The organism is Parapedobacter flavus (assembly GCF_035818675.1).
In the GTDB taxonomy this organism is placed as follows: domain Bacteria; phylum Bacteroidota; class Bacteroidia; order Sphingobacteriales; family Sphingobacteriaceae; genus Parapedobacter; species Parapedobacter flavus.
In genome coordinates this window covers 87,722-99,525 of record NZ_JAYKZZ010000022.1, presented here as the reverse complement: position 1 = coordinate 99,525, position 11,804 = coordinate 87,722, and the positions used below count along the sequence as shown (strand labels likewise).

The window sequence follows — 11,804 nt, the reverse complement described above, 5'->3', positions numbered from 1 at the left end:
CATCGGCTTAATGCGCAAACAAATCTGAACCGTCAGGAGCTTACACTTATTTCAGTTTGAAACAAGGTAACTGGGCGTCACCGCAAATACCACCTAACAGACACCCCACCATGCAACCAACGATAGTCGTCGTTCCATAACCTACCCACTGGGACGGCCACAAAGGGAGCCAGCACCAGGTTACGCCGCGGTAGGATCGGCGGGGTATACTGACCAGAAAGCCTGACGAATCCTAAGTACGTATTACCCATATACACCGAGTCGGCCCGCTTCATCACACTCCTCTCCCCTTCCAACCGCCCCGTCCCATCACCATTGCCTACCCACCGGTTACGTTGAAGGATATCCGTGCGCTGGTCGCGCACCACCCGGAAGGGCACGAGCCCCAACGAGGCGCCGAAGTTTTCGGAAATGGCGTAATTCAAGGAGACCGGTACGGCCACCATCCCTACCGCATTTTGCACGCCGACCACCTGTAGGCTAACCGTATCGGCTGGATCCGCTTCTTTATCCTGTCCAACCTTTACATTCAGGTAGCTCACCCCTATTTCCGCAGTTAACCGGTTGGTCAACGGCAACCGAGCGGAAACACCACCACCAAGTGAAAACCCCTTATTCGTTAATACCGGCGATATATGGGCCCCTACGTTTATTCCGCTGAATGTAGGCCAGCCCCACGACCAGCCGCCAATCTTAGGCAGGTCAATGTGCAACGGCTTGCGCCCGCCTTGCGGCGACCGCGCGATTTTTCGCTTCACTATTCCAGTTCTTGCAGGGCGCTGGTTTGCCGGTGAACAGACAATCGGCGCGTTCGTTTCAACACGGGCAATGGCTTTTCTGTGCTGATGCGCTCCGGTGTTACCAACCTCTTCCCTCGGTATCAGATCGCTAACCATACTATTGCGCGTTTGAATAATGGTGTTTTCCGATTGAGCCGTCGGTACGTTCGTAGATTCGCGTGTTTGTCCCTCAGTCGGTGTTACCAACGAATCCACGGTCAGTGAATCGGCCTGCTCCTTGCCCTCGTCGGGCCGCGGATGTGGAACTTCGCTGGGTGTATGCTTACCGGCATCATCCGTGCGATCGAGCAACGGCAGCACCCGGACCGAAGCATACACGACCACAACGAGCGCCACAGCGATCCCGGCTAATTTCACGAATAAGGGAACCGGCTTACGGCGCTTTCCATTTCGATGTTGCTGGAAGTGCTCCCACTCGGAGCGGTCGTAGCGCTCCTCGAAATTCCGGAGTGAATCCCTCAGGCCGTCGATCAATTCTTTCCTCGGTCGCTTATCCATCATGCCGCCCTCCAAAATATTTGATGTATAACACCCGTAGCTCCTGTTTTGCCTTTGCCAAATAAACGCGGCTGGAACTGGTGGGAATGCCCATCAACTGTGCAATTTCATCGTGGGAGTAGCCCTCCAATTCATAGAGGTTAAAAACAATCCGGTGCAGCTCGGGCAGCCCCTGCAACAACCGCAAGATGTCTTCCACGTCCAATGCGTCGTCCATTTCTATCGCGGGATGATTTTCCAGCCCATCGATAGCCAACGTATCAGGCAACGTACGTTGGGCCCGCAGGCGATCGATGGCCGTGTTGACGGTGATGCGGACCAGCCACGCCTCCAATACGGCCTTCTTGTCGTCGCCGTTTCCTTTTAACGTCGATAACTTACGGAATGCTTTTACAAAGCTATCGTTCACCACCTCCCGCGCCGTCTCCCTTGCTGGCACATAGCGACGGGCTACCGCCATCAACTTACCCCAGTACCGGCTATAGAGTCCTTCCTCCATCTCCGCCGTAAGGTGTACCCTACCCTCGAATATATCGGCTAAAAAATCGTCGTCTTTCTCGTCCACGTAAAGCAGGTGTCCTAATCGTATATGTCTAAAGTTTCGAGCCTCCATTAGTAAAGACGAGTGCCCTATTCAAAACGCTAATAAAAATAACCAATATTTTCAATTTCAATGATTTCTGCATAAAAAGCGGCAAAACGACTAGCGTATCCGCAGCGGGTGCCGTCTTGTTTACGGAAAGAAGACATCCATGCACCTATCCGTAATCGTACCCGTATTCAACCGACCCAACGAAATAAAAGACCTGTTGGATAGCCTCACTTGCCAGACCGATTCGGCTTTCGAAGTGGTCATTGTAGAAGATGGTTCCACCCATAGCTGCGAAACGGTGGCAGCGGCGTTCCAGTCCAAGTTGGACATCAACTACCTATTTATAGAGAATGCTGGTCCAGGCCCGGCGCGCAATGCGGGTAGTAAGGCGGCAACAGGCGACTATCTGGTTTTCCTCGACTCGGACTGTGTTTTGCCGGAACACTATATCGAAACCCTGCGGCAGTCCCTCGCATCGGAATACGCCGATGCGTTCGGCGGACCCGACCAAGCGCGGGCCGATTTCACGTTGCTGCAACGGGCCATCAACTATTCCATGACTTCCTTCTTTACCACCGGTGGCATCCGCGGCGGAAGTGAAAAGCTGGATAAATTCCATCCACGAAGCTTCAATATGGGGTATTCCAAAGCGGTGTTTGAGCGCACGGGTGGGTTTTCAGCGATGCGTTTCGGAGAAGACATCGATATGAGCATCCGGGTCATCAGGGCCGACTTCAGGACACGCCTCATCAAACAAGCGTATGTTTATCATCGGCGGCGTACCAGTTTACGGCGGTTTTTCAAGCAGGTGTATAATTCGGGCATTGCGCGCATCAATCTGTATAAGCGGCATCCCCATTCGTTAAAAGTAGTGCATTTGGCCCCTGCGGTATTCACCCTAGGGGTTGTTTTCATTTTAGCGCTTTCGCTGTTTTTATCTCCTTATTTTTTAATCTTGTTGCTTGCGCACGCTGGCTTCATCCTGGTAGATGCGGCAGTACGCAGCCGCAACTTTTTGATCGGTTTACTAGCTGTGGTAACGAGCTACGTGCAATTGCTGGGGTATGGCATGGGGTTCATCCATGCCTTCCTAGCGCGGATTATGTTCCGAAAGGGGGAGTTTGCGATGTTCCAACGGTCTTTTTATGAATGACGGCAGCGGGCGGCCATTTAATAATTTTCAGTATCTGAGCAGATTAATAATTTCACGAGGAAATACGTGATTTTTTGTTCATCATAACCAGAATGATATTATAGCGGAGATCGTCAGGGATAAAATAAAATACGTTAATCAATGATATTTTATTTGCAAATTAATTTTTATGTACGTTTGCAGAACAAAGTGCCTCATCGGACATTGCTCTGGTGGTGCACTCTAAAAAAATATTGAGCCCAGTGTAATGCTGGGCTTTTTTATTTTGTACTTAATTAACGTTTGCCTCTAATTTGGCAGCCTGGTTCTCGCTTTTTCCAATATGAGTTTTTTGAGCTTCTTTGTCAGGGTAGAATCAAGGGATCGTTTTTCATCTCAAAAAAACACCTATTCTGTATCAAAGTGCCATGTACCGGTATAATATAACCTATCTGCATGCAAACGCAGGGTGAAGCGCTTGTTACCCGCAGCGTCCTTATGAAAAAGACAATCGAGAGTTAAAAAAGCGGCCGGCCTTATAGCCGCCGATTAGGCCGACCATTAATCCGAGCACGAAGTAAGGGGTTAGGATGGCATTATAAGCGGTTGAAGTGTCGTAATCACTTGCAAGTCGAATCAAATCAGCTTGGATACCAACAATAATTTCAGTAGCCATGCCAAACACAGCATACCAGCAAAGGTACTTGACAGCGTTCGTTCTATTGTAATAACTGATCGCAAAAGCGCCAAGAAAATAAATTACCCCGAAATATAGTCCGGCAATCAGTGCCATATTATGGGGCGGGAGAACCCGTGTGCATGCCGCCAAAAGCTCCGTAGCAAAACCAGCCAGTAAAAGGAATGGGATAGACGGTCGGCTAAAAAGGTGCTTTAAGCTTGCATTCTCTGGGTTCCGAATGGTGAAAAATAGGCTAACCACGCCGATGAACTGCATAAATAATAGCATATAAAAGCTGAATTCGACATAGGAATTCTGGAATTCGTAGAGCGCAATGGAAAGCGCGTTATCAAATTGGCTGTTGATTGCCACGACTTTATTTACCCATGCCGCCAGCCCCATGAGGAAGGCTGCATTAACCAGCATCAACAGGGGACGTCGCTGTAATTTGCGCTGTAAATAGGCAGCGACAGCGCGTTTGTGGTATATCAGCAAGCCAATTGCGGCACAAAGCACCAGGTGTGTAGCTGCGACCAATAGCGATGAAAACAAGGGCACCTCCCCACCGCTTCTCAAGGCGTTACCGTAGATAACAGTCAACAAAGCTTTACCTAATTCCCAAAGCCCGGTCAATCCGGCAAATCCAAAAATGAAATAAACCCAAATCCGGTTAACCTTTAAAGAAGGGCGTACTTTCCCATATTCCTTCACCAATTGCCGTTGCGTACCTAAACGTTTGATGGCTATTGTAAAGGCTTCTTCTTCGGTTAGCCCTTGTTTGGCGAGCACCTCAACGGAATCGTGGAGATGACTCGCAAGTTCTTTAGCGTCATCGGAGGGTAGACTACCCTCCGCAGCGATTGATTCGACGTACTTCGCTACTGCTTTTTCAATGTTAAATGAGGTTGCCATAATTGCTGCATTAAATCATGAATAAAATCCCATTGCCCCACTTGGGAATCGAGCGCTGTCATCCCCTTGCTCGTAATTTTGTAATACTTCCGCTCCCGTCCATTATCACCCTTCTTCCAATCAGCTTCTATCCACCCCTTGCCTTCCATTTTTTTGAGTACTGGATATAATGTGCCCTCAGCCACATCGAGCTGGCCGCCTGATTTTTCCTTGAGATGCTGAATGAGTTCGTACCCGTAACTTTCTTGCCTTTTAAGGATCATTAATACCATCGGCGCGAGCGAGCTGGCAACTAGGTCTTTTCCAACTTCCTTCATAATACTGCAATTATACATAGAAGTTCTAAGTATACAACTATTTTTCTACTTTTATTTTATATTGTTACTCCTCATTCTGGTTGCGGCATTCATACTATCCAACATACTGCCGTCTTATATTTACACCCTAAAAAAATCCTATGTGATGCCCATATTTTCATCGCTGTCCCATTAACAGCCGCCTGCACAGTGGATGGTTGCCTCACGTTTGCCGCTAATTCAGAAGCCTGATTGTCGCCATTTCCAATATGAGTTTTTTGAACCTCCTTGCCAAGGCAGAATCAAATCTCCTGCACACTCACGGGATATTGGATATATGGTCGTACAAACTTTGCTTTTTCGCCATGAGATTGCTATTTTTAACCCGTGAACACTACCCAAGCGGCCTATTGAAGCCGATAGAGCAACATATCCAGTTAAGCATAAGCGGCAAATCCCGCCCACCCGAGCGCGCGTTTGCCGGCACAACCGTTTTCTATGTTGCCGTGAAGGTACCTGCGGGGACGACAGGAGTAACACTGCAGTTGCCAGCCCGCACCCTCCTACTGGTACTCAACGGCCAGAGCGCAACCCGGTGGGCGTTCGGAAATGACCGGAAGCAGCTCAACATCCCCCCGTTCGCCTTTTTCGCAGTCCTGGGACCGGCCGGAGCTATCGAGGTGCAACCCGAACAGGGCACATCCACATCCACTGCGCATTGCATCGGCTTCTCGCACCGGGCCATCCCTTTGCTGGCGAAAGAGTTTGACCGCTTTGCCGAGCTTGCGGCAACGACCGAAGACACTGCGCCGGAAAGTAAAACCCTCCCCCACCGGTTCCTTCCATACACCGTATATAAGTACCTGGACCGGCTTCATACAAGAGATAAACTAGGGTTTGCATTGAATGTATATTGCAAAGAAGCGCTTTATCAGGTAGCGAAACTCTACCATACCAATTTAATGGCGGCCACACCTAAGCCGCGCGTCACGCAAGACGAAGATAGGCTGCGCCAGGCTGAAGAACTCATCCGAACGCACTTCGCCGACCCCACGTTCAACGTAGACAGCCTCGCGCAAGACGTCGGCCTCTCCCGCCGCAACCTCTACCGGTTGTTTGAAAACCAAGAGAAATCTACACCCCAGAAGCTGATACTGGTTACCCGGTTGGAAAGGGCACACGAGCTATTGAAAAACAACGACCATTCCGTGGGCGACGTAGCCACCATGGTGGGGTTCAACCATCCGTCCTACTTCGCTACACAGTATAAAGCCGCTTTTGGCCACCTACCCAACGAACACCGTTAAACACCTACAAATAAGACCTTTGCACGAACAATTATCAATATCGTGCCAAAAATACCATTGATCGGATTGCAGATTGGCACGATACTGCTAACACGCTGCCTCAATATTCCCCAATTTTGTTATATGCCCCTTTCCTACAGGTATGGACAACGGGCATCGTTCTTTGACAGGTTATTACATCCCGGGGGGAAGCTCCTGCTCACCGAGAAAGCGTTATTGCTCATGTATAAAAGTTCATTGCTCGCTTTCAATGCTTCGTTGAAGATGAGCAAAACTTCATTGCTCGCTTTCAATGCTTTGTTGAAGGTGAGCAAAAGTTCACCGCTCGCTTTCAATGCTGCGTTGAAGATGAGTAAAAGTTCATTGCTCGCTTTCAATGCTGCGTTGAAGATGAGCAAAACTTCATTGCTCGCTTTCAATGCTGCGTTGAAGATGAGCAAAAGTTCACCGCTCGCTTTCAATGCTGCGTTGAAGGTGAACAAAAGTTCACCGCTCGCTTTCAATACTGCGTTGAAGGTAAACAAAAGTTCATTGCTCGCTTTCAATGCTGCGTTGAAGATGAGCAAAAGCTCATTGAACACCTTCAAACCCGGAAAAACGTTCCGCCGCATCAGCCCAACCTCCGGATACCTCCGGTAAAGCCAGAACCATCAACCCTAACCTGTGGATTAATTCATTAAATTTTAAACACTTAAATTCAATTGTTATGTATTACAAACCCAAATTTAGTTTCAAGCGCAAAACGACAGAAGCGCTGGACCATGCAGCCGAGAAGGTATTCACCAATATGAGCGGCAATGAGCTTTTTACGGATGTGGCCGATGAAGTAGTCGCACTAGAAACCGAACTGACCGATTTCCGTGCGGCTGTAGCAGCGGCTATCCGTGGCGGCAAGTCCACCACCACAGAGCGTAATCAAACTCGGACCATTCTGGAAAACCGATTACAGATGCTTGCTATGGGCGTACATCGGGTGGCCAAGGGCGACCCAGCCCTTATCTTGGCTGCCGGATTTGATCACACCAAGGCCCGCCAACCCAAGGGCCTATGTCCACAGCCCATCGATTTCGTGGTCATCAACGGGTCGCTCGGCTCGTGCGCCGTCAGGCTGAAGGTAAAACCCCATCGCAACGCCCGGGCCTACCGCTTTGCTTACCGGATGGCGGGTAGTGCCGATGCGTGGACCGAAGTGGATGCCCACGGATCCAAACGGACGGTAGCTGGGTTGCAGCAGTTCGTGGAATATGAATTTCGCTGTACCTACATCGGCAATGATACGGATGAGTTGAATTACAGCGACAAGGTAACGGCTATTGTAATCTGATGCTAAGCACCGCGGTCCAATCGTCCGCAAGTCAACATCAGCGGAACTTCTTGAACTAACAATTTTAACGGCACTCCAGAAATGGGGTGCCGTTTTTTTTTTCTGTACTTTTGCTGCAATTGATGAACCCATGGAAAAAAACATCACCCACCATCCGCTCCGTACTATCGAGTTGGCGTATCACCGCGATAGGCCGCAACCCGATTGGGAAAAGGAAACACTATCGAAATATATCCACCTGCATGACGAGGTGTGGCGGCTAAAAAATATGCGCGAGGAGTATGAGCACCGATTGGATAAGGCCATCTCGCATATGAAAGAAATCTTCTACGCCATATCGCCATACCGACAGCGGCTACGCCTGCTACAAGCCGTGGCCGGAATCATCGAATCCGTACATGCCCGCCCACTAGACAACAGTGGCGTGTTCCACATCGATATGGACGATTTCCGGACAAACAAGGACCGTGTAACCGATGATATGGTTGCGCTTGGCAGCGAGATGTCCCGGTGCAAGGAAGAGTACAATACATTCATAAATACATCCGAAGAATTTGACGTCTGGTTTGAGGATTTCGCCGAGGGGCAGTTGCATGAAATCTACCAACGATACGACGAAGTCAGCGTGGATACAGTTTCCCTCGACCGCGACCATCAAAATCTCCTCGAAGAATGGCAACACATTACTTTTTCCGAACGGCTATATAAGGACAAAGCCCTCTCTTCATTCTTTGAATACACCGAAATAGTAGAAATTACAGCTGATTTTTCCGAAGATGTGAATGTGATGGAAAACAGGCTTTATAAGCGACACCCTGAAATCGAAAAATCAGGCATCATCAATATCCGCCTCGGTGATGATGGGGAATACCGCGCTTTTTAGCTACTTTTGTCCCTGTGAAAAAATGGCTGTTGCTCATATCTATTTCTACCCTATGCTGTTCGGCGCTACAGGCGCAGCAGCGGGATGAATTGCGCCTCCTGTCATCATCACATAGTCGGCTGAATGCCGTTACCGGCCGCATGATCAACTACCGGCCGGTATACGAACACCATGGCTCCACCCTCTCCGCCGATAGCGGCTACATCTACAACGACGACGAAGGGCGCCAGTTTTTCGATGCCTTCGGTAAAGTCATCATCACCCAGCCCAGTGGCTCGGTAATCTATGCCGACAAGCTGCACTACGTAGCCGAAACGCAACTGGCTACCCTTACCAACAACGTACGCATGGTCAGTGAGAATTCGATACTCACTACCAACTACCTCACTTACAACATGGAAAGCAGCGTGGGCACTTATACGGGTGGAGGACGCATTGTAAACACAACCGATACCATCACCAGTAAAAATGCTTACTACTTCGACAATACGAAGGACGCTTATTTCCGGTACGACGTCGTCGTGCGCACGCCCGATGTGAAGATTTATACCGACACCATGCGCTACAATTCGGATACGAAAGACACCTACTTCTATGGTCCCACCAACATCAAGGGCAACGATGGGGCCAATATGTATACCGAGCGGGGCAAGTACAACACGGAGACCGAGCAAGCGTGGTTCGACCTGGACAACCTATATACCGAGGGAAGCAAATTCCTGCGTGGCGATAGCATTTACTACGACGGCGTATCGGGCAATGGCCACGCTGTGGGAAATGTGGTGTTTATCGATACGGCCGACCAATATTTCAGCTACGGCGGCGAAGGCGTGTACAACCGTACCGAAGAATCGATCACGATGACCCGCAACCCACTGGTAATGACCGTGACCCGTAGCGACAGTACCGCCAGGGACAGCCTTTCGGCAGATAGCCTGATGGGCGATAGCCTCCTTACGGACAGCCTCCTCGCAGACAGTATAAGCGAACCGCTATTGCCTCCGGATAGCCTCTTTGCCGATAGCTTAGCGCCACCGGTCAACGAACCACCCGTCATCGATACCATATACCTCACCGCCGACACGCTTTTTTCGCGGCTGATTTTGCTCAAAGACTACGTACCACGGGTTTTCGAGCTTGACCGCGAGGGTGGTGAGCTCGATGAATTTACCGATGAGTCGTATGGCGACGATTTCGGTGGCATGGATGGCTTCAGCGGTTTGGACGAATTGGTGCAGCCGGGCGACACGAGTGTACGTGCACCAGCCCTGCCACCGGGCGCCGATACCGCGCGGGTAGACCGTACAGCCCTACCGCTAGACTCGCTCGAAGCACCGCCCGACAGCCTCGCAACAGTGCTGAAAGACACCATTATCCAACAAGATACCGCCATAGCCGGCGAACAGCTGGCAACCGATTCTGCCCTGCTGGCCACTCATATCGAACGCGTGAACGCGGTGCCGCTTGGCGCCGAGCTGGGCCACGATGCGCTGGCGCAAAGCTTGGCGGCCGACAGCCTGCTGCGGGACCGGGCCATCATCCCCACGGGGGGCGAAGCGGACAGTCTCATGGCCGGTGCCATCGCCGCACTCTCGCGCCCATCTACAGATACCATCCCTTCCGACTCGCTGGCTAACGACACCGCTAAAACACGCATTATCAAAGCGTATTACAACGTGCGGCTGTTTAAATCGGACTTACAAGCGGTCGCCGACTCGGTATATTATGGATACCCCGACTCGATGATGCGCTTTTTCGGGCGACCCATGATCTGGGCCCAAGGGTCGCAGATGACTTCCGATACCATTTTCATGCAGGTGCATAACGAACAGCTGGATAACATGATCCTTATGGGTAACGCTTTCATGGTGAACACCCAGCTGGACTCCACGAAGTATAACCAGATTAAAGGTCGGCGGATTACCGCGTTTTTCGACAATAACGAACTGGACCGCATGTTTGTAGATGGCAACGCGGAAAGTATCTACTACAACGTCGATAAAGAGAAGCAGGTTTACACCAACATGTACCACAGCCGGAGCAGCCGCATCAAGATCGTGGTGGACAGCAATGAAATCGTGAAGTTCGTTCCCATAAACCGTATGGACAGCAAGTTATACCCCATGTTCCTTGTGCCGCAGGAGGCCGAGATTTTGGATGGCTTTGTGTGGAAACCGGGCGACCGGCCGATCTCGAAGGAGGATCTATTGACACGCCGGCGACCACCCGCCGACGTGGCATCGGCCGTTCCAGCCGACTCGACCGACACACCGGAGTCGCCTGGGGCAGATGATCAATCGCCCGCAGCAGGCCGGCCCATTACCAATGATTCGGTGCGTATGGACCTACCCGTGCAACTGCCCGATAGTGTGGCGAGGAATGCGGATTCTTCGGCATACATTCGCCCGCCACGCACCCACCAAGCTAGCATGACGCTGGCTAGGCAACGGCAGTCTACACTTACAGCCTTTGATGCAACCAACCGGGCAGTACGCGATAGAGCCAGGCGACACCCCGCCACCGCCGTGTGACATACACCACATGGCGCCGCTTCTGCAACCCCCGATAAATCTGTCGGGCCGCTTTATCCACCGGTGCCACCCAGAATCGTGTAGGTGATTTGGCCATCGGGGTATCCACGAAGCCGGGACAAAGATCCGTTACCGCGATATCCAACTGTTCTTTATACGCCTTCTGCCTCAGCCCCTGCAGATAATTGATCTGATAAGCCTTACTGGCGCTGTATCCTGGTGCCTGCCGACTGCCGCGCATGCCGGCCACGGACGTGATGGCGGCCAAATGCCCACGCCCCTGCGCCTTAAAATAATTGAATGCCCAATCGGCCAGCTGCGTAAACGCACGCACATTGAGGTCGATCATCCGCTGTTCGATGTCGAAATCCAGTGCTGCATTGGTATCGCCACCCCCGGCACTGATCACAATGGTATCTACGCCGCCCATGGCTGTTGCAAGCGCCGCTAAGTGGGTGATACTCGTTGCGACAGCTGTTACGTCGAACGCAACGGTATGGTAGCTGGTCGGCCGCGCATCCGCCATCTCGCGAAGCAATGCCTCGCGCCGGCCCGTGATGCCTACGATATGGCCTTCGGTCGCAAAAACCTCGGCTACCGCATGGCCAATGCCAGACGTTGCCCCGATGATGATGATTTTTTTACTCGTCATGGTCCTATCGGCCGTTCCGCTTTTACGGCGACCAGCCGCTAAAGGTAGAAACAATTTGGCAATTCCGCTCGGGCTCACCCTTTTGGTTATCCGATACTATTTTGTACCTTTGCAGAAAGGGCCATGTTATTCCTTTCGTTGTTGCTCCCTACCCCAGCTTGCAAATCCTCGAAACGCGGTAGTGGCCCTGATAGAGTT

11 protein-coding genes are annotated in these 11,804 nt (G+C 51.1%); 5 read left to right on the top strand and 6 right to left on the bottom strand.

The genetic code is table 11. From position 1 onward, the window contains the following. Positions 1 to 77: 77 nt before the first annotated feature. Complete coding sequence (locus U9S71_RS17305) at positions 78 to 1,301, bottom strand: hypothetical protein (protein WP_326328923.1); 1,224 nt, start codon at positions 1,299 to 1,301, stop codon at positions 78 to 80. Further along, the gene (locus tag U9S71_RS17300) at positions 1,291 to 1,863 is read right to left on the bottom strand and encodes an RNA polymerase sigma factor (RefSeq protein ID WP_326328921.1); all 573 of its coding nucleotides are present in this window, start codon (positions 1,861 to 1,863) and stop codon (positions 1,291 to 1,293) included. Before U9S71_RS17300 ends, U9S71_RS17305 begins: the two co-directional genes overlap by 11 nt. A 187-nt stretch (positions 1,864 to 2,050) precedes the next feature. Here U9S71_RS17300 and U9S71_RS17295 point away from each other — a divergent pair, with 187 nt between their 5' ends. Continuing rightward, positions 2,051 to 3,043, top strand: coding sequence for a glycosyltransferase (locus U9S71_RS17295; RefSeq protein WP_326328919.1), 993 nt, complete (start codon positions 2,051 to 2,053; stop codon positions 3,041 to 3,043). Between the two features lie 475 nt (positions 3,044 to 3,518). Here U9S71_RS17295 and U9S71_RS17290 read toward each other — a convergent pair whose 3' ends face one another. Further along, positions 3,519 to 4,613, bottom strand: a complete 1,095-nt coding sequence (locus U9S71_RS17290; RefSeq protein ID WP_326328917.1) for a permease prefix domain 1-containing protein — start codon at positions 4,611 to 4,613, stop codon at positions 3,519 to 3,521. Beyond that, positions 4,580 to 4,930 carry a PadR family transcriptional regulator gene (locus U9S71_RS17285; RefSeq protein WP_326328915.1) on the bottom strand — a complete coding sequence of 117 codons (351 nt, stop codon included), beginning with the start codon at positions 4,928 to 4,930 and terminating at the stop codon, positions 4,580 to 4,582. Before U9S71_RS17285 ends, U9S71_RS17290 begins: the two co-directional genes overlap by 34 nt. A 344-nt stretch (positions 4,931 to 5,274) precedes the next feature. Between U9S71_RS17285 and U9S71_RS17280 the strand changes: the two genes are divergently transcribed. Beyond that, entirely contained in the window at positions 5,275 to 6,216 is a 942-nt protein-coding gene (locus U9S71_RS17280; RefSeq protein ID WP_326328913.1) for an AraC family transcriptional regulator, read from the top strand. Between the two features lie 134 nt (positions 6,217 to 6,350). On the opposite strand, the gene U9S71_RS17275 is transcribed toward U9S71_RS17280, so the two are convergent. Then, positions 6,351 to 6,827, bottom strand: coding sequence for a hypothetical protein (locus U9S71_RS17275; RefSeq protein ID WP_326328912.1), 477 nt, complete (start codon positions 6,825 to 6,827; stop codon positions 6,351 to 6,353). Between the two features lie 95 nt (positions 6,828 to 6,922). On the opposite strand from U9S71_RS17275, the gene U9S71_RS17270 reads away from it, so the two are divergent. The 3 genes from U9S71_RS17270 (at position 6,923) to U9S71_RS17260 (ending at position 10,954) form a co-directional block, all read left to right on the top strand. After that, complete coding sequence (locus U9S71_RS17270; RefSeq protein ID WP_326328911.1) at positions 6,923 to 7,540, top strand: hypothetical protein; 618 nt, start codon at positions 6,923 to 6,925, stop codon at positions 7,538 to 7,540. A 130-nt stretch (positions 7,541 to 7,670) separates the two neighbouring features. Continuing rightward, positions 7,671 to 8,423 (top strand): hypothetical protein, encoded by a 753-nt coding sequence (locus U9S71_RS17265; protein WP_326328910.1) that lies wholly within the window; start codon positions 7,671 to 7,673, stop codon positions 8,421 to 8,423. A 29-nt stretch (positions 8,424 to 8,452) separates the two neighbouring features. Next, the gene (locus tag U9S71_RS17260; RefSeq protein WP_326328909.1) at positions 8,453 to 10,954 is read left to right on the top strand and encodes an OstA-like protein; all 2,502 of its coding nucleotides are present in this window, start codon (positions 8,453 to 8,455) and stop codon (positions 10,952 to 10,954) included. Here the strand turns inward: U9S71_RS17260 and U9S71_RS17255 are convergent. Next, entirely contained in the window at positions 10,884 to 11,606 is a 723-nt protein-coding gene (locus U9S71_RS17255; protein WP_326328908.1) for an SDR family NAD(P)-dependent oxidoreductase, read from the bottom strand. The genes U9S71_RS17260 and U9S71_RS17255 overlap by 71 nt on opposite strands. Positions 11,607 to 11,804 lie beyond the last annotated feature (198 nt).